Origin of the sequence: Pseudomonas caricapapayae, from assembly GCF_001400735.1 — a bacterium.
Taxonomy (GTDB): Bacteria; Pseudomonadota; Gammaproteobacteria; order Pseudomonadales; family Pseudomonadaceae; genus Aquipseudomonas; species Aquipseudomonas caricapapayae.
In genome coordinates this window covers 82362-103261 of the sequence record NZ_LJPW01000150.1, presented here as the reverse complement: position 1 = coordinate 103261, position 20900 = coordinate 82362, and the positions used below count along the sequence as shown (strand labels likewise).

Annotated in this window: 16 protein-coding genes and 1 pseudogene; 8 read left to right on the top strand and 9 right to left on the bottom strand. The window is 58.4% G+C overall.

The features are described from left to right. The first annotated feature begins 325 nt into the window (after positions 1-325). From pcaR to ALO80_RS22595, 5 genes are all read left to right on the top strand, one after another. Positions 326-1168 carry a pca regulon transcriptional regulator PcaR gene (gene pcaR, locus ALO80_RS22615; RefSeq protein ID WP_003363842.1) on the top strand — a complete coding sequence of 281 codons (843 nt, stop codon included), beginning with the start codon at positions 326-328 and terminating at the stop codon, positions 1166-1168. Positions 1169-1339: 171 nt separating this feature from the next. Next, positions 1340-2197: a CoA transferase subunit A gene (locus ALO80_RS22610; RefSeq protein WP_026175054.1), complete on the top strand. Its 858-nt coding sequence runs from the start codon at positions 1340-1342 to the stop codon at positions 2195-2197. After that, positions 2194-2976, top strand: coding sequence for a CoA-transferase subunit beta (locus tag ALO80_RS22605; protein WP_174518972.1), 783 nt, complete (start codon positions 2194-2196; stop codon positions 2974-2976). Before ALO80_RS22610 ends, ALO80_RS22605 begins: the two co-directional genes overlap by 4 nt. Next, positions 2973-4178 (top strand): 3-oxoadipyl-CoA thiolase, encoded by a 1206-nt coding sequence (gene pcaF, locus ALO80_RS22600; RefSeq protein WP_174518971.1) that lies wholly within the window; start codon positions 2973-2975, stop codon positions 4176-4178. The genes ALO80_RS22605 and pcaF overlap by 4 nt, the downstream gene beginning before the upstream one ends. A 142-nt stretch (positions 4179-4320) precedes the next feature. After that, a complete protein-coding gene (locus tag ALO80_RS22595) occupies positions 4321-5622 on the top strand; it encodes an MFS family transporter (RefSeq protein ID WP_054986157.1) in 1302 nt (433 codons plus the stop codon). A gap of 63 nt (positions 5623-5685) precedes the next feature. On the opposite strand, the gene adeC is transcribed toward ALO80_RS22595, so the two are convergent. Genes adeC through ALO80_RS22580 form a run of 3 tightly spaced genes read right to left on the bottom strand, consistent with a single transcriptional unit; the run spans position 5686 to position 11441 of the window. Further along, entirely contained in the window at positions 5686-7146 is a 1461-nt protein-coding gene (gene adeC / locus ALO80_RS22590; RefSeq protein ID WP_055010609.1) for an AdeC/AdeK/OprM family multidrug efflux complex outer membrane factor, read from the bottom strand. After that, positions 7143-10277 carry an efflux RND transporter permease subunit gene (locus tag ALO80_RS22585; protein ID WP_055004915.1) on the bottom strand — a complete coding sequence of 1045 codons (3135 nt, stop codon included), beginning with the start codon at positions 10275-10277 and terminating at the stop codon, positions 7143-7145. Before ALO80_RS22585 ends, adeC begins: the two co-directional genes overlap by 4 nt. A gap of 3 nt (positions 10278-10280) precedes the next feature. Next, positions 10281-11441: an efflux RND transporter periplasmic adaptor subunit gene (locus ALO80_RS22580; protein WP_055010608.1), complete on the bottom strand. Its 1161-nt coding sequence runs from the start codon at positions 11439-11441 to the stop codon at positions 10281-10283. A 255-nt stretch (positions 11442-11696) separates the two neighbouring features. On the opposite strand from ALO80_RS22580, the gene pmeR reads away from it, so the two are divergent. Together pmeR and ALO80_RS22570 are read left to right on the top strand one after the other, a co-directional pair. Next, on the top strand, positions 11697-12341 hold the full coding sequence (pmeR, locus tag ALO80_RS22575) for an auxin-lysine conjugate-binding transcriptional regulator PmeR (protein WP_054986153.1): 645 nt from the start codon (positions 11697-11699) through the stop codon (positions 12339-12341). Positions 12342-12826: 485 nt separating this feature from the next. After that, the gene (locus tag ALO80_RS22570) at positions 12827-13960 is read left to right on the top strand and encodes a DUF3396 domain-containing protein (RefSeq protein ID WP_054986152.1); all 1134 of its coding nucleotides are present in this window, start codon (positions 12827-12829) and stop codon (positions 13958-13960) included. 14 nt (positions 13961-13974) lie between these two features. Here ALO80_RS22570 and ALO80_RS22565 read toward each other — a convergent pair whose 3' ends face one another. Both ALO80_RS22565 and ALO80_RS31655 read right to left on the bottom strand, forming a co-directional pair. Continuing rightward, positions 13975-15471, bottom strand: a complete 1497-nt coding sequence (locus ALO80_RS22565) for an MDR family MFS transporter (protein WP_055010607.1) — start codon at positions 15469-15471, stop codon at positions 13975-13977. Positions 15472-15598: 127 nt separating this feature from the next. Continuing rightward, a complete protein-coding gene (locus ALO80_RS31655) occupies positions 15599-15769 on the bottom strand; it encodes a hypothetical protein (RefSeq protein ID WP_162838971.1) in 171 nt (56 codons plus the stop codon). Between the two features lie 165 nt (positions 15770-15934). Here ALO80_RS31655 and ALO80_RS22560 point away from each other — a divergent pair, with 165 nt between their 5' ends. Further along, entirely contained in the window at positions 15935-16174 is a 240-nt protein-coding gene (locus tag ALO80_RS22560) for a hypothetical protein (protein ID WP_055010606.1), read from the top strand. On the opposite strand, the gene ALO80_RS22555 is transcribed toward ALO80_RS22560, so the two are convergent. From ALO80_RS22555 to ALO80_RS22540, 4 genes and pseudogenes are all read right to left on the bottom strand, one after another. Further along, positions 16175-16798 (bottom strand): flavin reductase family protein, encoded by a 624-nt coding sequence (locus tag ALO80_RS22555; protein WP_054984282.1) that lies wholly within the window; start codon positions 16796-16798, stop codon positions 16175-16177. A 141-nt stretch (positions 16799-16939) separates the two neighbouring features. Further along, positions 16940-17296: a hypothetical protein gene (locus tag ALO80_RS22550; protein WP_054984281.1), complete on the bottom strand. Its 357-nt coding sequence runs from the start codon at positions 17294-17296 to the stop codon at positions 16940-16942. 458 nt (positions 17297-17754) lie between these two features. After that, the gene (locus ALO80_RS22545) at positions 17755-19080 is read right to left on the bottom strand and encodes an MFS transporter (protein ID WP_054984280.1); all 1326 of its coding nucleotides are present in this window, start codon (positions 19078-19080) and stop codon (positions 17755-17757) included. Between the two features lie 185 nt (positions 19081-19265). Further along, positions 19266-20900 (bottom strand): annotated as a pseudogene (locus ALO80_RS22540) (molecular chaperone DnaJ).

Genomic DNA, 20900 nt, shown 5'->3' with positions numbered 1-20900 from the left:
GCTTTATATGTGGTGCGTTCGGAGTTGTGAGGCGATTGAGAAAAAACGGGGCGGTTTCACGCGTGCAAGGCATTTTCACAATGAAAACGGCCTTGCTTGGTGAGCAAGGCCGCTGCCTTGGACTTCTCAGTGGGTACCTGACCAGTAATTTCCAAGAAGTCACTTCGTGGCAGAGGTAAAGGTATAAGTATATTTACGGTGGGTCAATTGCGATTATCGGCCACCTGTTCGATAATCGCACAGGCAGGGGGTCGTGTCGCTGCCTCCAATAGACCTGAAACCTGCGTTCTACAGGGCCTGAAAGGGAGTTACAGAGGGTGCGTCAATGAACGATGAACTGCGTAAATCTTTTGCCTCATTGGCACCGCCCATCGTGGCGTCGCCCGCCAAGCGAATACAGGCACTGACCGGCGACCCGGATTTCATGACGTCGCTGGCACGGGGACTGGCTGTCATTCATGCGTTTCAGGAGCGCAAGCGGCACTTGACCATCGCTCAGATCAGCCATCGGACGGAAATTCCCCGGGCGGCTGTGCGGCGCTGCCTGCACACATTGATCAAGCTGGGTTACGCGACCACTGATGGCCGCACGTATTCTCTGCTGCCCAAAGTGCTGACGCTGGGTCATGCCTATCTGTCATCGACGCCTCTGGCGACATCCTCGCAGCCATATCTGGACCGTATGAGCGACCAACTGCACGAGGCATGCAACATGGCCACGCTGGAGGGCGACGATATTCTTTATATAGCGCGCTCTGCGACCACACAGCGATTGATCTCGGTTGACCTCTCCGTAGGCGGACGCCTCCCGGCGTACTGCACGTCCATGGGGCGAATCCTGCTGGCTGCGCTGGATGACGTGTCGCTGCACGAATACCTTGACCATGTCGATCTGCAGCCCAAGACCAGTCGTACCATCCGCACGCCGGAAGCGCTGCTTGAATGCCTGCAACTGGTTCGTCAACAAGGTTGGTGTATTGTCGATCAGGAACTGGAGCAAGGGCTGCGCTCGATTGCCGTACCGGTTTATGATGCGTCGGGCCAGGTGCTGGCCGCGCTGAATGTCAGTACCAGCGCCGGGCGTGTGGCGCGGAGCGAGCTTGAACAGCGCTTTCTGCCCATCATGCTCGACGCCAGCCGCGACCTGAGCACCCAGTTGTTCACCTGACCGAGTGAACCCGGCTGGTCAGGCGGTTCTGATCAGCTGAATTTGTTCGATTACCGAACGGTTAGTCGATTATCGGATTGTTTGCCCGTCTGCTCAGGCATAACCTCATTTTCATTCCGGCGCAGGTCTTCGCGCCGATCATTGAACGTGATGTTGGGTTCGGAGCACCTCATGGCAGACATTCTTTCTTTGCGCGATGCGGTGAAGCAACTGGTCAACGATGGCGACACCGTTGCACTGGAGGGCTTCACTCATCTGATCCCCACGGCCGCGGGCCATGAAATCATCCGTCAGGGTAAAAAAGACCTGACCCTGGTGCGCATGACTCCTGACCTGATCTACGACCAGTTGATCGGTGCAGGTTGTGCGAAGCGTCTGATTTTTTCGTGGGGCGGCAACCCGGGCGTTGGCTCCTTGCACCGTCTGCGCGATGCCGTTGAAAAGCAGTGGCCGCGCGCGATGGAAATTGAAGAGCACAGCCATGCCGATCTTGCCAATGCCTACGTGGCGGGTGCGTCGGGCCTGCCGTTCGCAGTGCTGCGCGCTTATGCAGGCTCTGACCTGCCCAGGGTCAACCCGCTGATCAAGACCGTAACTTGTCCGTTTACCGGGGAAGTATTGGCTGCTGTGCCTTCAGTACGCCCGGACGTGACCGTGATTCATGCACAAAAAGCCGACCGCAAGGGCAACGTCCTGTTGTGGGGCATTCTGGGCGCGCAGAAAGAGGCCGCGCTGGCTGCGAAGCGTTGCATTGTGACCGTGGAAGAAATCGTCGATGACCTGAAGGCACCGATGAACTCCTGTGTGCTGCCAACCTGGGCATTGAGCGCGGTGTGCCTGGTGCCCGGCGGGGCTCATCCGTCCTATGCACATGGGTATTACGAGCGTGACAACCCGTTCTATCAAGCCTGGGACCCGATTGCCCGGGATCGGGAAACCTTCACGGCGTGGATCGATGAGTACATCCACGGCACTGCAGATTTCAGTGAATTCCAGAGCAAGCTGGCTCGCGCTTCGGAGGCCAAATAATGACTTACTCCACCAGTGAAATGATGACCGTCGCCGCCGCCCGTCGTTTGCGCAATGGTTCGGTATGCTTCGTCGGCATCGGTCTGCCGTCCAAAGCCGCGAACCTGGCACGCCTGACGTCAGCGCCGGACGTGGTGCTGATCTATGAGTCAGGCCCGATTGGTGCCAAGCCTACCGTGTTGCCGCTGTCGATTGGTGACGGCGAGCTGGCGGAAACCGCGGACACGGTGGTCTCCACCAGCGAAATCTTTCGTTACTGGCTGCAGGGCGGGCGTGTCGACGTCGGCTTTCTCGGCGCGGCGCAGGTGGACCGTTTCGGCAATATCAACACCACCGTGGTCGGTGATTATCACCATCCCAAAGTGCGGCTGCCGGGCGCTGGTGGCGCGCCGGAAATCGCCGGATCGGCCAAGTCGGTGCTGATCATTCTCAAGCAGTCGGCGCGTTCGTTCGTCAACAAGCTGGATTTCATTACCTCGGTCGGCCACGGCGAAGGCGGCGATTCGCGCAAGCGCCTGGGTTTACCCGGTGCCGGTCCGGTGGGGATCATCACCGACCTGTGCATCATGGAGCCGGAAGCCGACACCAACGAGTTCGTCGTGACCACGCTGCACCCAGGCGTGACCCGTGAGCAGGTTATTGCAGCCACGGGTTGGGAAGTCCGCTTTGCCGACACGGTGCTTGTGTCCGAAGAGCCTACCGACGTCGAGCTGACAGCGCTGCGTGATCTGGAAGCCCGGACCGCCGCCGCTCATGGCCAGGTTGCAGGAGAAGCGTGATGCGTGAAGTGTTTATCTGCGATGCGATTCGCACCCCCATCGGACGCTTCGGCGGTGGCCTGTCTTCGGTGCGTGCAGACGATCTTGCCGCCGTGCCGATCAAGGCATTGATGGAGCGCAACCCCTCGGTCAACTGGGAAGAGATCGACGAGGTGTTCTTCGGCTGTGCCAACCAGGCGGGTGAGGACAACCGCAACGTTGCGCGAATGGCCGCACTGTTGGCGGGGCTGCCGGAAAACGTTCCGGGCGTGACCCTCAATCGCCTGTGTGCTTCCGGTATGGACGCCATTGGCACGGCGTTCCGGGCCATCGCTTCGGGTGAAATCGAACTGGCGATTGCCGGTGGCGTGGAGTCGATGTCCCGTGCGCCCTTCGTGATGGGCAAGGCCGATGCAGCGTTCTCGCGCAGCATGAAGCTTGAGGACACGACCATCGGCTGGCGCTTTATCAACCCGGCCATGAAGGCCCGCTACGGTGTGGACTCCATGCCCGAGACGGGCGACAACGTAGCCAGTGATTTCAGGATTTCTCGAGCCGATCAGGACGCTTTCGCCCTGCGCAGCCAGCAACGCACTGCCGTTGCCCAGGCTGCGGGCTTTTTCGAGGAAGAAATTGTGCCGGTGCGGGTGGCGCACAAGAAAGGCGAAACCCTTGTCGACAAGGATGAGCATCCGCGCAGCGATACCAGTCTGGAGACTCTGGGCAAGCTCAAACCGGTCAACGGCCCGGACAAAACGGTCACCGCCGGCAATGCCTCCGGGGTCAACGATGGGGCTGCCGCGCTGATTCTGGCTTCGGCCGAGGCCGTCCGCAAGCACGGCCTGACGCCTCGGGCCCGAGTACTGGGCATGGCCAGCGCAGCCGTTGCACCCCGGGTAATGGGCATCGGTCCGGTGCCTGCGGTGCGCAAACTGGTCGAGCGACTGGGCCTGGCGGTGACTGATTTCGATGTTATCGAACTCAACGAAGCGTTTGCCAGCCAGGGTTTGGCGGTTCTCCGCGAACTGGGTCTGGCGGACGACGCACCACAGGTCAATCCCAACGGCGGGGCCATTGCCCTCGGCCATCCGCTGGGTATGAGCGGTGCACGGCTGGTTCTGACTGCGCTGCATCACCTGGAAAAAACCGGAGGGCGCAAAGGCCTGGCAACCATGTGTGTGGGTGTCGGGCAAGGCCTTGCGCTGGCAATCGAGCGTCCATAAAACCCGGCACAGGTATCTGTTCAATGGCCCGGATCAGCGGATTGCCTCCACGAAAGGGCGATCTGCAGGTCCGGGCTGTTGTGCTTGGGTAAGGAGGATGTTACAGATTGTTGCTTATGGATAAATCCGCGTGGGGAAAACAATGACTACAACATCAAACACACCGCATTACACCGGCGAGGAGCGAAGCAAAAGAATCTTCGCGATTGTCGGGGCGTCATCAGGGAACCTTGTCGAGTGGTTCGACTTTTACATCTATGCCTTCTGCGCGATCTATTTCGCACCGGCTTTCTTTCCTTCCGATGATCCGACCGTTCAGTTGCTCAACACCGCCGGTGTCTTCGCCGCTGGCTTTTTGATGCGTCCGATTGGCGGCTGGTTGTTTGGCCGTGTGGCGGACAAGCATGGGCGCAAGAATTCCATGCTGATCTCGGTGACCATGATGTGCGCGGGATCGCTGATCATCGCCTGCCTGCCGACCTATGCATCGATAGGTGCCTGGGCACCGGCCTTGCTGCTGATGGCGCGCTTGCTTCAAGGCCTGTCGGTAGGTGGCGAATATGGCACCACGGCAACGTACATGAGCGAAGTGGCCTTGCGCGGGCAGCGCGGCTTTTACGCATCGTTCCAGTACGTCACCCTGATCGGCGGTCAGTTGCTTGCGGTATTGACGGTGGTCATTCTTCAGCAGTTTCTGACCACCGAGGAGTTGCGTGACTACGGCTGGCGTATCCCGTTCGTGATCGGTGCGGCCGCGGCGGTCATTGCCTTGCTGCTACGGCGCACGCTGAATGAAACCACAACTGCCGAAAGCCGTAAGGACAAGGACGCTGGCAGTATTGCGGCACTGTTCAAGCATCACGCAGCGGCCTTCATCACCGTGTTGGGTTATACCGCCGGTGGCTCGCTGATTTTCTATACCTTCACTACCTACATGCAGAAGTACCTGGTCAATACCGGTGGCATGGAGGCCAAGACCGCCAGCTATATCATGACCGGCGCGCTGTTTCTGTACATGTGCATGCAGCCTTTCTTCGGCATGCTGGCGGACCGCATCGGCCGTCGCAATTCGATGCTCTGGTTCGGCGCGCTGGGCACGCTGTGTACGGTGCCGATCCTGATGACGCTGAAAACCACGACCAACCCGTTCATCGCGTTTGCGCTGATTACCCTTGCGCTGGCAATTGTCAGTTTCTACACCTCGATCAGCGGGCTGGTCAAAGCCGAGATGTTTCCACCTCAGGTCCGTGCGCTGGGCGTCGGTCTGGCGTATGCAGTGGCCAATGCGGTGTTCGGCGGCTCTGCCGAGTTTGTTGCACTGAAACTCAAAAGCGCCGGAATGGAGAACAGCTTCTACTGGTACGTGACAGCGATGATGGCTGTCGCATTTTTGTTCAGTCTGCGCCTGCCCAGAGAGCCGAAGTATCTGCATCAGGATCATTGATCGCGGCTTTATTGCGGCCCTAAAAAAACCCACCTGATCAGGTGGGTTTTTTATGCGCTGCAATCAGAACAGTTGAACCGAAGGTTTCTCCTTGGAGATGGTTTCGGTCTGTCCGGTTCTTTCATACCAGCCGCCGCCGAGGGCCTTGTACAGGTTGACCTCGCTGGTCAGCTGCGACAGGCGATCGGTGATCAGCGTTTGTTGTGCGCTGAACAACGAGCGCTGGGCGTCGAGGAAGGTCAGGTTGCTGTCGATGCCGATCCGGTAGCGACGCTCGGCCAGACGGTAGTAGTCCTGGTTGGCTGCAACGAAGTCACGCTGTGCCTGGAGCTGCTCGTCGTAGGTCTTGCGCGAGGCCAGTCCGTCGGACACTTCCTGGAAAGCGGTCTGAATCGCTTTCTCGTAGTTGGCGACGCTGATTTCCTTCTGAATTTTCGAATAATCCAGGCTGGCGCGCAGGTTGCCGGCGTTGAAGATCGGGATGTTGATGCTCGGCTGGAACAGCCAGGTTCCCGAGCCTCCCTTGAACAGGCCGGACAACTCGGTGCTGCTGGTCCCGGCACTGGCCGTCAGGCTGATGCTGGGGAAGAACGCTGCGCGTGCTGCACCGATATTGGCGTTGGCAGCCTTGAGCGTATGCTCGGCCTCCAGAATGTCCGGGCGACGCTGCAGCAGGTCGGACGGCAGGCCTGCCGGCATTTCGGTCAGCATGTCGGAATCGAGCAATTGGCTGGCCGGCAGGTTGTCGGGCAAACCGGTGCCAAGCAGCAGCACCAGGCCGTTTTGATCCTGGGCCACCAGACGTTGGTATTGGGCCAGTTTGGCACGCGCGCTTTCAACCGCGGTGCGCGACTGGCTCAGGTCCAGCGCCGAAGAAACACCGACTTCATTGCTGCGCGAGGTCAGGCGATAGCTTTCTTCATAGGTCTTGAGGGTGTCCTGCGTCAGCTTGAGCAGTTCCTTGTCGGCCTGCCAGGTCAGGTAGGCGTTGGCAACGTTGGCCACCAGACTGATCTGAGTGCTGCGACGCGCTTCTTCACTGGAGAAGTAGGTCTCCAGCGCCTGCTCGCTGAGGCTGCGCACCCGGCCAAAGAGGTCCAGCTCGTACGAGCTGACACCCAAAGCGGCCGAATAGCTGCTGGTGATGCGGGACTCGCCGGTTTGCGACTGGTCTGCAGGCACGCGCTGACGGGTGCCGCTACCGGTGGCCGAAACAGCAGGGAACAGGTCCGAGCGCTGAATACGGTACTGGGCGCGGTACGCGTCGATGTTCAGCGCCGCAACCCGCAGGTCACGGTTGTTGAGCAGCGCAGTCTGAATCAGCTGTTGCAGCGCCGGGTCATTGAAAAAGTGCCGCCAGCCTTGCTCCGCAGCGGCCATTTTGGCGCCTTCGACCGGCGAGTACGCCGGTCCTTGCGGATAGTGTGCAGCGACCGGGGCTTCCGGCTGCTTGTACTCGGGGATCAAAGAGCAGCCGCCGAGAATGAACGCGGTAACTGCAAGAGAGATCAATGACTTGCTCATTGGCCAGCCTCATCGTGTGAAATATGTTTCTGCTTGCCCTTGAAGAGCCCTGAAACCGAGACGAAGAACAGGGGCACCCAGAAGATCGCCAGAATAACTGCGGTGATCATACCGCCGATTACGCCCGTACCGATCGAATGCTGACTACCCGAACCTGCGCCCGTGGAAATCGCCAGCGGCACAACACCAAGGATAAATGCCATGGACGTCATGATGATCGGGCGCAGACGCATGCGGCAGGCTTCGATCGCCGAGTCGACCAGGCTCTTGCCCTGTTCGTGAAGCTCTTTGGCGAACTCGACGATCAGAATGGCGTTCTTCGCCGCCAGCCCCACCGTCACCAGCAGTCCGACCTGGAAGAACACGTCGTTGGACAGGCCGCGCAAGCTGGTTGCCATCAGCGCACCGATGACCCCCAGTGGCACGACGAGGATGACCGCGATCGGGATCGACCAGCTTTCATACAGCGCCGCCAGACAGAGGAACACGACCAGCAAGGACAGCGCATAAAGGGCAGGGGCCTGCGAGCCGGACAGACGCTCCTCGTAAGACAGACCGGTCCACGAAATACCGATCCCTTGCGGCAGCTTCTTGGCCAGCGCTTCGACCTCGGCCATTGCCTCGCCGCTGCTGTAGCCAGGGGCTGGCGTACCGAGCACTTCCTCTGCCGCCACGCCGTTGTAGCGCGACAGTTTCGGTGAACCGTAGGCCCACTTGCCGCTGGCGAAGGCCGAGAACGGCACCATTTCGCCCGAGCTGTTGCGCACGTACCACTTCTTGAGGTCTTCAGGCGTCATACGCGCACCCGCATCGCCCTGGATGTACACCTTCTTCACACGGCCGCGGTCGATGAAGTCATTGACGTAGCTGCCACCCAGCGCGATGGACAGTGTGTTGTTGATGTCCGACAGGGTGATGCCCAGCGCACTGGCGCGCTCGTCGTCGATAATCAACTGGTATTGCGGTTCGTCATTCAGCCCGTTCGGACGCACGCCTGCCAGAATCTTGCTCTGGGATGCCATGCCGAGGAACTGGTTACGCGCTTCCATCAGCTTGTCGTGGCCAACGCCGCCCTGATCCTGCAGATAGACGTCGAAACCGGTGGCGTTACCCAGTTCGAGAACCGATGGTGGAACGACCGCGAACACCATTGCGTCGCGCAGGCTGAAGAAATAGCCCTGAGCACGCTTGGCCAGTTCGAAGACACTGTTGTTGGAATCACGTTCTTCCCACGGCTTGAGCATTACAAATGCAATCGCCGAGCTTTGACCGCGGCCCGCAAAGTTGAAACCGTTTACCGAGAACACCGACTTCACTGCGCCGCTTTCCTTGGTCAGCAGGTATTCACGCATGTTGTCGATGACTTCTTGCGTACGCTCGGTCGATGAGCCCGCCGGGGTCTGGATCTGGGCAAAGATAACGCCCTGATCTTCTTCAGGAAGGAACGCTGCCGGGATCCGCATGAACATCCAGACCATGCCTGCACAGATCAGGATATAACCCAGGTATGCCGGCCACTTGTGCTTGAGCATGTTGCCGACGCCGCGCTCGTAGCTCAGAACGCTACGGTCGAAGGTGCGGTTGAACCAGCCAAAGAAACCGCGTTTGGGCTGGCCGTGGGTCTTCTCGTCGATGGGCTTGAGCATGGTCGCGCAGAGCGCCGGGGTAAAGATCAGTGCCACGACGACCGACAGGGCCATGGCCGAGACGATGGTGATCGAGAACTGTTTGTAGATCACCCCGGTAGAACCACCGAAGAACGCCATCGGCAACAGAACCGCCGACAGCACCAGCGCGATACCGACCAGCGCGCCCTGAATCTGAGTCATGGATTTGATCGTGGCGTCGCGCGGAGAGAGCTTTTCTTCCTCCATGACCCGCTCGACGTTTTCCACCACCACAATCGCATCGTCCACCAGCAAGCCGATGGCCAGCACCATACCGAACATGGTCAGGGTGTTGATGGTGAAGCCGAAGGCGGCAAGGATGCCGAACGTACCCAGCAATACGACCGGCACTGTCATGGTTGTAATGACGGTGGCGCGGAAGTTCTGCAGGAACAGGTACATCACCAGGAACACCAGCACGATCGCTTCGATCAGGGTGTGGACCACACCGTTGATCGATTCGCTGACAACGGGCGTGGTGTCATACGGGTAGACGACTTTCATGCCTGGCGGGAAGAACGGCTCCAGCGACGAAACGGTCGCACGGATGGCCTTGGCGGTGTCCAGTGCGTTGGCACCGGTGGCGAGTTTGATCGCCAGACCCGATGCCGGTTTGCCGTCGAACTGCGAGTCGGTGCTGTAGTTCTCTGCGCCCAGGCCGACCGTGGCGACGTCTTTCAGGCGAACCTGCGAGCCGTCGGTGTTGACCTTGAGGAAGATGTTGCCGAACTGCTCGGCGGTCTGCAGACGCGTCTTGCCGATGATTGTGGCGTTCAGTTGCTGGCCGCTGATGGACGGCAGGCCGCCTAACTGGCCGGACGATACCTGAACGTTCTGGGCGGTGATTGCGTCTTTCACGTCCACCGGAGTCAGCTGGAAGTTGTTCAGCTTGGCCGGGTCCAGCCAGATACGCATGGCGTACTGCGAACCGAACACCTGGAAGTCACCGACACCGGAGGTCCGGGAAATCGGGTCCTGCATGTTCGACACGATGTAGTTGGCCAGGTCTTCCTTGCCCATGCTGCCGTCTTCCGACACCAGGCCGATGACCATCAGGAAGTTTTTCACTGCCTTGGTCACGCGGATACCCTGTTGCTGCACTTCTTGCGGCAGCAGCGGGGTCGCGAGGTTGAGCTTGTTCTGCACCTGAACCTGCGCGGTATCCGGGTTGGTGCCCTGATTGAAGGTCGCGGTGATGGTCATGCTGCCGTCGGAGTTACTTTCCGAGCTGACATAACGCAGGTTATCGATACCGTTGAGCTGTTGCTCGATCACCTGCACCACGGTGTCCTGCACTGTCTGGGCGGAAGCGCCCGGATAGGTGACCTGGATACCGATGGCTGGCGGTGCGATGCTCGGGTACTGGTTGATCGGCAGGCTGGAAATCGACAGCGCACCGACCAGCATGATCACGAGGGCAATAACCCAGGCAAAAATGGGTCGATCAATAAAAAATTTCGACATGGGTTACTCCCCTTTGCTGCCTGCGGCTTTATCAGTGGCCGGGGCAGGTGCCGGGTTTGCTCCTTTGACGTTGGTCGCTTCGGCGACTTTCACTTCCGCGCCTGGTTTGACGTACTGCAAGCCTTCAGTGATGACGCGATCACCTTCTTTCAGGCCGTCTTCGATCAGCCAGTCGCTGCCCACGGTGCGGTTGGCCACCAGAGTACGCATTTCGACCTTGTTGTCCTGATTGACCACCATGGCAGTCGGCGTGCCTTTCAGGTCGCGAGTCACACCTTGTTGCGGTGCCAGAATCGCTTTCGAGTTGACGCCGGCCTGCAGTTGCGCATGGACGAACATGCCCGGCAGCAGACGGTGTTCCGGGTTCGGGAACACGGCGCGCAGGGTCACGGAGCCGGTGGTCTGATCAACCGATACTTCGGAAAATTCCAGCTTGCCTTCCTGGCCGTAGACACTGTTGTCTTCCAGCGTCAGCTTGACCTTGGCCGCGTTGTCGCCAGCCTTCTGCAGCTTGCCGCTTTCCAGGTCATTGCGCAGCTTGAGCATGTCTGCGGAAGACTGAACCACGTCGACGTAGATCGGGTCGAGCTGCTGAATGGTTGCCATTGCCTCGGTCTGGGCGCTGCTGACCAATGCGCCTTCGGTCACGGCAGAGCGTCCGATCCGACCGGAAATAGGCGCCAGCACCTTGGTGTAACGCAGGTTGATCTGGGCAGTTTGCAGGGCGGCCTGAGCTTCCTGAGTAGACGCCAGCGCAGTGTCGTACTCCTGACGGCTTACCGCTTGCTCGCTGACCAGTTGTTTGTAGCGATCAGACATCGACTTGGCGGACTGAAGCGTCGCCTTGGCGCTATTGGCATTGGCTTCATAGACCGCAGGATCGATCTGATAGAGCTGTTGACCGGCCTTGACGTCGCCGCCTTCGGTAAACAGACGCTTGAGAATAATGCCGTTGACCTGAGGGCGTACCTCGGCCACGCGGAACGCGGTGGTCCGGCCCGGCAGCTCGGTGGTCAGTGTATAGGGCTGTGCTTTGAGGGTAACGACGCCGACCTGAGGGGTTTGCGCAGGCGGGGCCGCCTGTTCCTTCTTGCTACAGCCACTGAGCAGGGTTGCCAGGGCGACGGCAGTGACCAGAACGGTAACAGCTGGCTTGAATTGCATGAAGATCCTCGGGGCAGGAGCCTGTTTTCTCAACAGTACGTTGAAGTGTTAAAAAATATTTCGGCTAGATAAGTAGCATGCTAAGGAATATACTTACATTCGCGGCTGTTTGTAAACACCCGCCGTGCGCATTCGGCCACTATTCACGGTGCCGACAGCCAATTCGGGACAAGGCGAGACAAATGCCGCCCGGTCATATCTCCAGGCATGCCGCCAGACGCATGCGTGAGGTGAATTTTTTGAGGTTTTATTGCCATGGTTCGTCGCACCAAAGAGGAAGCTCAGATCACTCGCAGCCAGATTCTGGAGGCTGCCGAGCAGGCTTTTTATGAGCGAGGCGTCGCCCGCACCACGCTGGCCGACATCGCAACCCTTGCCGGTGTAACGCGAGGAGCCATTTACTGGCACTTCAACAACAAGGCCGATCTGGTTCAGGCAATGCTCGACAGCCTTCAGGAACCGCTCGACGAAATGGCGCAAGCCAGTCAGAGCGAAGAGGAGGAAGACCCGCTGGGTTGCATGAGAAATCTGTTGATTCATTTGTTTCATGAACTCGCACTGGACCCAAAAACCCGTCGCATCAATGAAATCCTGTTTCATAAGTGCGAGTTTACTGACGAAATGTGTGATTTTCGTCGGCAGCGTCAGGACAACGCCATCCAGTGTCATGACCGCATAACTCTGGGGCTGAACAATGCCGTGCGCCAAGGGCAACTCCCCAAAGAGCTGGACACGTCCCGGGCCGCGGTCGCCCTGTTTTCCTACGTCAACGGCATTATTTATCAATGGCTGCTGGTTCCCGACAGCTTTTCGTTGCCGGTAGAGGCTGAGCAACTGGTTGATGTGTGCCTGGACATGCTGCGTTTCAGCCCCACGCTACGGGTCGCCAATGCTTCCTGAGTGAAGGAAGGGTAACCGGCTGTAGCGCTCGGTGGTTGAGTCGGCCGTTCCTTTTCATACACAGCCTAACGCCATTTCGTGCTTCTCATACAGTGTGTTTACCGACTGTTTACCTGACTTCTTTGATTGCGCTGAACCGTTACCGCCGATCAAGCCTCGATCCGACAAAATATTGTAGGAAGCAGGTAGGACATTTCCTGATACATGTAGCTGATTTCCCAAAGTAATTTCCGAGTATTGCCCCGCAGGACAACTCCCTTCACTCTTCGCATCCTGAAACATCAGAAGAGAGGAGGGTTGCATGTTTTTGCCGAATCTTGCGCCTATGTGCCCTGAAATCAACACCAGATCTGCTGAAATGCACACGCGTGGACGAAGGCCTTGCGCGCCTGCGTGCGGGTGCCTGTCGAGCATTATGGAAACGTGTGAAGCGCATGCAGGCCTGAGCGTAAACCTGGCTCCCGCCTTCGAACGGAGGGCGGGGCATGTCGGACACCGCAACTGATACTGTGAGGCTACTGACCGGAGTCACGCACCAATCCGCACGGGTGGCGATGGATTCTGAATTGGGGACGCCGGTCATTCGGCTTGGGTTGATTACCACGCTGTACTTTCGCAACGGCCACACCGTGGAGATGAAGCGTCGGGTCGAAGCCTGTTTTTCGCGTTTCTACGAGGCGTTCAAGACGAAACTCAAATGGCAGTTGTTCAAACGCATGCGCCGCTTGAGCGGATCGGGGTTTTCGTCGACCCGGCGTCAGGTTGTCGAAAGTCTGCCGGGTGAACAGTTCATCTGGTCTATCGCCAGCGCTACCCAGGCCGAAGTCGCCATGTACAGCCTGTTTGTCATGAACACTCCGGAGGGACAGGCCGACAATGATCGTTCGTGTCTGAAAATGGTACTGCCCTGGTCTTACCTGACCGAGCCCGACGGCTTGAAAAACTACGAGGCCTGGATTCGCTATCTGAGCAGTGAAGTCCAGGCCGAGCATGGTTTTGGTGGGCTTGCCTGTGTATTGCCTTGCGATGGTCATCAGTATTTACCCTGGGAATATCGACTGGCTCAGGACTACATCGGGTTGATGGTCGATCCCGGTCCGCACATCGAAAGCCTGCGCTTGCTGGATCGCATCAAGGGTGTGAGCTGGTACACGGTGTTGGGCGAGGCGTTTGTCAGGCAGTTGGGAGGAAGCGACAGATTGCGGGGCGAAATGAGCGCTCACAGCGACATCGTGTTCCACCGCTATCGCAACGGGTTGATCATTCGGGCAGGGGCGGTGCCTGAGTTGGGGGGCAGAGGTCTGCCGCCGCCGCAAGCCTATGTGACGGTCAACCGGATGATCAAACCGATTCGCCTGCAGGACACCGGCAACCTTCATCCCTACCTTGCCCCCGGGATCGGTTTTACCGAAGAAACCACTGCGCAATGGTATGCGCGATTCGATGAGAAACCTCTGCCGCCAGTCGATGCAGGGCAGGCATGTCCACGCTCGGGCTGCTGGTTCAGCAGCGCGCAGTTCGGCTCCCGGCGGCATTTCGACGAAGGTGAACTCATGCCTGCGTTCGCCCATATAAAGAGCAAGAAAACCCAGTGGTTCTGGGCCGGTGTACCTTCCTGAGTCCTAAAGTCGAACTAGTCCCGGCCTCGCAATAGCGTATTCGGCATCACCGCCGCTGCGGCAAGGCCGAGCAGCGAAATGGCAGCGCTGGTCATGAGCAGGTGTCTGAAGGTCAATGCCAGTTCGGCTCGCAGCGTTTCCAGTGCCGGTCCGGTTGCTGCATTCAGGCTGTCGAGCAGAACATTCCCGGAGCTGCCTTCGCCACCCAGCGCTCCCGCGCCGAGCTGACCTACCCCGGTGTGCTGCAACATGGCCAGCAGCAGTGCCGACATCAATGCCACGCCTACTGCACCGCCCAGCGAGCGGAACAGATTGGTCGTGCTGGTGGCTACGCCCATATCCCGAGGCTGAACCGAGTTCTGGGTCCCGACCAGGGAAGTGGGGAACTGCATGCCGGTGGCGATGCCGGTGAGGATCATGAACAGGCTCATCACGATCAGCGACTGCGCAGGCGTGAAGGCCATGCCCAGGATTGCGAAGGGCATCAGCAATGCGCCAATCAGAATAAGTGGCTTGTAACGCCCGGTTTGTGCCGTGCGTCGCCCTGCAAAATAGGCACCCATCGGCATGCCGATAGCCAGCGGAAGCAAGTGCAGGGCCGCACTGTCTGCCCCCCCTCCGGTGACGGTCTGATAACGCAAAGGCATCAGGACAATCAGGGAAATAGCTTGAAAGCTGGTAAAGAATACGGTGCACCAGCAAAGCACCGCGCTTTTATTGGCAAACAGGTGCATGGGCAGTAGAGGTTCGGCGGTGCGACGTTCGTACCAGACGAAAATGGCCAGCGTCAGCAGGGCAGTGCCCAGTAACAACTGAACCTCGACATCGGCCAGATTATGTCCCTGACCAATTTCGGTAATTCCCAGCAGCAGCGCGGTCAGGCCGATGATCATCAGGACCGTACCCAGGTAGTCGATAACCGGTTTGCGCTGTGGCACCGGCAGGCCGACCAGTGTTCGATACGCAACGATCAGGGCGGCGGCCCCCAAAGGCAGATTGATCAGGAACACCCAGCGCCACGACAGGTATTCAGTCATCAAGCCACCCAGTACCGGGCCTGCGACACTGGCCACGGCGTACATACTGCTGAAGTAGCCCTGATAACGGCCGCGCTCACGCGGTGGAACAATGTCGGCGATGATTGCCTGGCTTACCGAAACCATGCCGCCTGCGCCGATACCTTGAAGAATGCGTGCCAGCACCAGTTGTTCCATGCTCTGCGCCATGCCACAGAACAGCGATGCCAGGGTGAAAAGCCCCAGGCCGAACAGCATCAGCTTACGCCGCCCGTAAAGATCGCCCAGCTTGCCGTAGATCGGCACTGCCACGGTCAGCGAAACCATATACGCGGAAATGACCCAGGCCAGCAGATCGATATCTCTGAACTGGGCGGAAATGGCCGGCATCGAGACGGCAACGATGGTCTGATCCAGCGCGCTGAGCAGTACCGCCATCATCAGCGCGAATAGAATGCTGCGAATGGCCGGAGGCGTTTGAGTAAGACTGGTCAAGGCAAAACCTGATGGCAGTGGTGACCCGCCGCAAGTGTGGCGGGAGAGTCTGGCCAGTCTAATCCGATAGCTTGCTAATCGATAGCTGCCTTTGCTGAACGATGGCGCAATTTATCCTGTGCAGACGTCATCGCAACGCGCTGAAGGTTGCATCGGTCGGCACGCAGTGGCCGAACGTGCAACTGGCGACCTGCGGAGCCTGACGCGCCAGTTCGTTACGATAGGCCCCTGCGGTGTATACCGCCATTACCGCGAGGGCACCGATAACCACCATGCACTTTCTTGTTATTGCTTTCATGACGCACTCCTTACCTCGGCTACAGAGCAGTTTGAAAGAACTGATTAGAGTGTAGGACAAGGTTGGGGCGGACGTCGGTTGTCATCATCACAGCATGCTGCATGACGAATGCGCTGGAAGACGCGTTAGAATTCGCGCTCCGATTTACAAGCAGGGTCGAGGCCAATGGCACGCAAGGAATACAACGGGTTTGAAGTAGTCTCGGCAGTCATGCCTTCCGAGCAGGGTTACAACGCGGCGATTGCCGTCAAGGCATTGGGCGCTGGTGGTGCACCACGCTTTCATGCGCTGTTGCCTGATCAGAAGTTCAAGACCGCCGATGATGCCGACCTGGCCGCTGTGCAGGAGCTTCAGCGGCTGATCGGCATCGATGCCGAGGGTCAGCCGGTATGGGCCGACTCCTGATCAGGCGCCTGGGCGGAACATTTTGAACAGCGCTTCCGGCCCGAGCTGGAAGTAATCCGCAGGGCCGCCGCCACGCAGGATCGGCTCGGCGGCGGCGGTGTCGTAAACGCCGTCCTTGAGCAGGGATTTCTCGATGTGTACGGCCACTACTTCGCCCAGAATCAGCCAGCTGGGTACCCGTTCCTTGTCGGCACGTTGCAACTGAATGATCTGCGTGACTTTGCATTCGAACGACACCGGCGTCTCAAGCACACGTGGCACCGAAACGATATGGGATGCCAATGGCGTCAGGTTTGCCAGCTCGAATTCACTGACGTCCGGCGCGACCGGTGCACAGCTCTGGTTCATGGCTTCTGCCAGCGAACGAGTGGCGAGGTTCCAGACGAATTCGCCGGTCTGCTCAATGTTATTGAGGCTGTCTTTGCGACCAACGCTGCAGAAACCGATGATGGGTGGAACGTAGTTGAACGCATTGAAGAAGCTGTAGGGTGCCAGATTCAATTTGCCGTTGGCGTCCTGTGAAGAAATCCAGCCAATCGGGCGGGGACCTACAATGGCATTGAACGGGTCATGTGGCAGGCCATGACCTTTAGATGGTTCGTAGGAGTGAATAGTGTCTGACATGCTCGATTCCTGATGGGCTCAATAGGCGATGTGAGCATAGTGCTGCGCATTTGCGGAGGACGCCAGCGCAGTGTGTATTTCATCCTGGGCCAGACATGAAGAAGCCCGACATCGGCCGGGCTTGGGGTGTTGCATGAGCTGTCAGCCCAGACGATTGGCACCTACACGATCTGCACCGTCAGCAGCCAGACGATTGGCACCGACATGGTCTGCACCGTCGGCAGCCTGGCGGTTTGCACCGACACGGTCCGCACCGTCAGCCGCCAGACGATTGGCACCGACGTGATCTGCACCGTCGGCAGCCTGACGATTTGGTCCCACACGGTCTGCACCGTCAGCGGCTACGCGGATCGAACCGACGTTAGTGTGCTTGGTGCCGCCTTCGGCCACCACAGTCGAGCTGGACAAGTCGTTGTGAACGTTGAGGGCTGGAAGTGCAAATGCGCTGGAAGCCAGAACAGAGAACGCCAGGCCAAAGATCAATTTAGAAGTTTTCATGATGATGTCTCCAATGAGTGTCGGGGTGAGTTGTCATCCCGGTATGGAGGCAATGCTACGCGCCAGCGGATTATTAAGAAGTTAATAGGAGTGCTAGCGATCATCGCTAAAAATGATAGTTGCCTGTGATGCTCCGATTTCGGGCTTCTTGGGTGGTATTGCTTCATTAGGGTGCGTATTTTGAAAAACCTTGCAATAAACCCTCTTGACAAACTGAAACTGCAGTTTTTTCAATGTGTTAACGCAAATTATCGATTTAAAAGTGCACTAACTTGAAACACTTTGTTGCAGGTGCTGTAAGAAAGTCGGCACCCTTTTACGCAGCTGTATCGACAGGATGGATAGTGAGTTACGCATCTTACGCGTTGCGCTGCATCCGAAGGTCCGCTAAAAGCGCAGAGCTTCATGAATGGCATGCCGGGTAGCGCATGCCATTCATGTTGTGTCATGAGGTGCGATCAGTCAGTTTCGATACGTGAGTGCTTGCGCGTGTCTTTCATGAACACATACACCAGCAGCGAGCAGGCGATACAAGCGGTGACATACCAGTAGTAACCGGTTTCCATGCCGATGCTCTTGAACCACAGTGCGATGTATTCCGCTGTACCCCCGAAGATCGAGACGGTCAGGGCGTAAGGCAGGCCGACACCCAGTGCGCGGATTTCAGTCGGAAACAGCTCGGCTTTGACTACTGCGTTGATCGAGGTGTAGCCACTGACGATGATCAGTGCCGCCATGATCAGGAAGAACGCGCCCCACCAGGTATCGATGGTATGCAGCGTGGTCAGGATCGGCACGGTACACAGCGTTCCCAATACACCAAACGCAATCAGGATCGGACGACGCCCGACCTTGTCGGACAGCGCGCCAATGACAGGTTGCAACAGCATGAACAGAAACAATGTCGCTGCAGATATCGAGGTCGAGTCGGTGATGCTCATGCCGACGGTGTTGACCAGGTACTTCTGCATGTAGGTGGTGTAGGTGTAGAAAGCCAGTGTTCCGCCCATGGTCAGGCCGACTACCGTCATCAGTTCCTTGGGATGGCGCATCAAGGTGCGCATCAGGCTTTCCTTGGACTTTTCCTTTTTCTTGCGTGTGAACGACTCGGTTTCTTCCATGCCACGGCGCAGAAACAGCGCCACTACCGCACACAGTGCTCCGATGACAAACGGGATACGCCAGCCCCAGGCGTACAGTTGCTCGGTGGTCAGCGTCTGCTGCAGCACAATCAATACGCCCAGTGCGATGAGCTGGCCGGAAATCAGCGTGACGTACTGAAAGCTGGAAAAGAAGCCGCGACGTTCCTTGGTCGCCATTTCGCTGAGGTAGGTGGCCGAGGTGCCATATTCACCGCCGACAGACAGACCCTGGAGCAGTCGGGCAAACACCAGCAGGATAGGGGCACCGACACCGATGCTTTCATAGCCGGGTGTCAGGGCAATGATCAGCGAGCCGAAACACATCAGCAGCACCGATGCCATCAGCGCAGCCTTGCGTCCCTTGTAGTCAGCGTAGAGCCCCATCAGCCAGCCGCCGATAGGCCGCATCAGAAAGCCGACCGCAAAGATTGCAGCGGTGTTGAGCAACTGCGCGGTGGTGTCGCCCTTGGGGAAAAACGCTTTGGCGAAGTACAGCGAGAAAGCGGCGTAGACGTACCAGTCGTACCACTCGACCATGTTGCCGACTGAGCCGCTGAAAATGGATTTCAGGCGGCTGGAGGTGGTTTTCTGACCGGCGATGCTGGCAGCCGGCCCGTTGGAGGCGGGGTTGGAAGTGTCCATGGTGTTCCTTGATTTCATTATTTATTTTTAGAGGGGCATGCGTTGCCCTGACCCGTTCCATAGCAGGAGCTGTGCCACACCGTCGGGGCCTGTTGCAGAGCGGTTGAGCGATTTTGGTGAGCAAGAATCCGCTTATCCGGGCATATCGGATAAGCGGATTCTTGCCGATGGGCATCGGCTCGAGATCAGTGCCCGCGTGCAGGGCCGAAAACGATCACGCCCACCACGAAGGCGAGCATCAGGCCTAGAAGGATCATGATCCCCTTGAAGGTGTTTTTTACGCAGTAGGCTTTCACGCTGTCCCAGCCTCCGGTCCTGGCAGAGATGGCGTCCTGAAAACCGGATATGCGGTACGGCGACAGCACGATCCACAGCAGCAGAACGATGCCATACAGCGCCGTCAGTACCGGCCCTGCCTGCAGGACGACGTAGCTCAGGGTAACCACTGGAATACCGTGGCGCAGTATCAGTGCCTGATGGCCTGGCCAGCTCAGGCAGTCGGGCAGCAGGCGCTCGCTCCAGCGCATGTCCACCGTTTTGACGCGCTCGGCGAAAGTGCGCCAGAACGACATGAACACGTAAATCACAAGCAGCAGGAACACCGGCGCAGTCAGCGCGACGCCAGCTACTTCGTACCAGGTGGCCTTGATGCTGGAAGGGTCCAGCAATGCATTCGTCAGGATCACCAGTGCGCCGAAAAAATAGGCCCGGAGATTAGGGTTGAAGGACGCCTGTTGCGGTAATTCTCGCCAGGACTGCACATCTGCGTCTGGAAACGCTTCCATTGCATCCGGGAACCGGTGAATCAGGTCGGAGGCGAGCTTTTCGCAGGCTTGCCACAGGGTTTCGTCGCCGTGCCTTGCCAGACGCAGCCGTTCGTCCAGTGGCGGCGGTTGCAGAAGAAGACGTGCTGCGATGGCCTCAGGGGTGTCACCTTGGGCAGCGAGCAATTGCTGCTGACGGGCGATGAATGCTTTCTTCTCGCAGCGCTGGACCAGGTTCATCCACAGGGAAAGCGGCCCGGCATACACATCATGTTTCTGATCCCAGCCAAAGAGACTGCTCAAACGTTCGAACAGGGCAGGGGACCAGTCATGGTTATTGAGCAGCAGCGTCATGACCCACTGCTCAAGCTGCTCCTGGCGATCGAATGATGTCAGCCAGGGCTGTTGCCGGAGAGCCGTGAGTGCGTCGAGGAAGGCGCGCTCTTCGTTGCGCTCGAGCAAGGCATGCAATGGCCCGAGCGAGCCGTCCAGCAGTGCCTGGGTCAGCCGATGCGACTGATGCGCCCTGAGCTGTACTTATTGCCAGGGTGTCAGCCATTGCAGTTGTTCAACCGCTGCCTTGATCAGTGCCTGATTGTCCTCGGGGTCCAGCAGGCAGCGTCGGGCAAGATGTTGCTGGAAAAGCTCATCGCAGCCCTGATTCTGAGCAATCTGACGTTGTGAATGCAGGTTTTCCGGTGTGGTCTGACAGGCTTGCTCGTACCAGCTCAGTTCTACTGCAGGACGGGCCGGGGGCTCGGCCATGTCGAATGCCTGGAGTACCGCTCGATGTTCCGGCCGGGCCAATGACACCGGCGTGTCGAACGTCTGCGATGGATGTTCCTGGCCGGTGGATGACCAGGTGTCGCTGCCCTCGTCATCGTCTTCGGCACGGTTTCTAGCCAAGTCCAGCGCTTGCTCGTAAGCATCGCGCAGTGTCTGAAAGGCGACCGGATCGTCGTCGGGTCGCGTGGTTTTCAGCAGTCTGGCGTATTGGCGCTTGATGCTGCGCTCATCGGCATCGTGCCCAAGGTCCAGCACGCTCCAGCAGTCCAT

Bases quoted from the DNA above. Each gene is read 5' to 3' on its own strand.
- pcaR (WP_003363842.1), top strand. From the start codon at position 326: ATGAACGATGAACTGCGTAAATCTTTTGCCTCATTGGCACCGCCCATC.
- ALO80_RS22610 (WP_026175054.1), top strand. From the start codon at position 1,340: ATGGCAGACATTCTTTCTTTGCGCGATGCGGTGAAGCAACTGGTCAAC.
- ALO80_RS22595 (WP_054986157.1), top strand. From the start codon at position 4,321: ATGACTACAACATCAAACACACCGCATTACACCGGCGAGGAGCGAAGC.
- adeC (WP_055010609.1), bottom strand. From the start codon at position 7,146: ATGAGCAAGTCATTGATCTCTCTTGCAGTTACCGCGTTCATTCTCGGC.
- ALO80_RS22585 (WP_055004915.1), bottom strand. From the start codon at position 10,277: ATGTCGAAATTTTTTATTGATCGACCCATTTTTGCCTGGGTTATTGCC.
- ALO80_RS22580 (WP_055010608.1), bottom strand. From the start codon at position 11,441: ATGCAATTCAAGCCAGCTGTTACCGTTCTGGTCACTGCCGTCGCCCTG.
- pmeR (WP_054986153.1), top strand. From the start codon at position 11,697: ATGGTTCGTCGCACCAAAGAGGAAGCTCAGATCACTCGCAGCCAGATT.
- ALO80_RS22570 (WP_054986152.1), top strand. From the start codon at position 12,827: ATGTCGGACACCGCAACTGATACTGTGAGGCTACTGACCGGAGTCACG.
- ALO80_RS31655 (WP_162838971.1), bottom strand. From the start codon at position 15,769: ATGAAAGCAATAACAAGAAAGTGCATGGTGGTTATCGGTGCCCTCGCG.
- ALO80_RS22560 (WP_055010606.1), top strand. From the start codon at position 15,935: ATGGCACGCAAGGAATACAACGGGTTTGAAGTAGTCTCGGCAGTCATG.
- ALO80_RS22555 (WP_054984282.1), bottom strand. From the start codon at position 16,798: ATGTCAGACACTATTCACTCCTACGAACCATCTAAAGGTCATGGCCTG.
- ALO80_RS22550 (WP_054984281.1), bottom strand. From the start codon at position 17,296: ATGAAAACTTCTAAATTGATCTTTGGCCTGGCGTTCTCTGTTCTGGCT.
- ALO80_RS22545 (WP_054984280.1), bottom strand. From the start codon at position 19,080: ATGGACACTTCCAACCCCGCCTCCAACGGGCCGGCTGCCAGCATCGCC.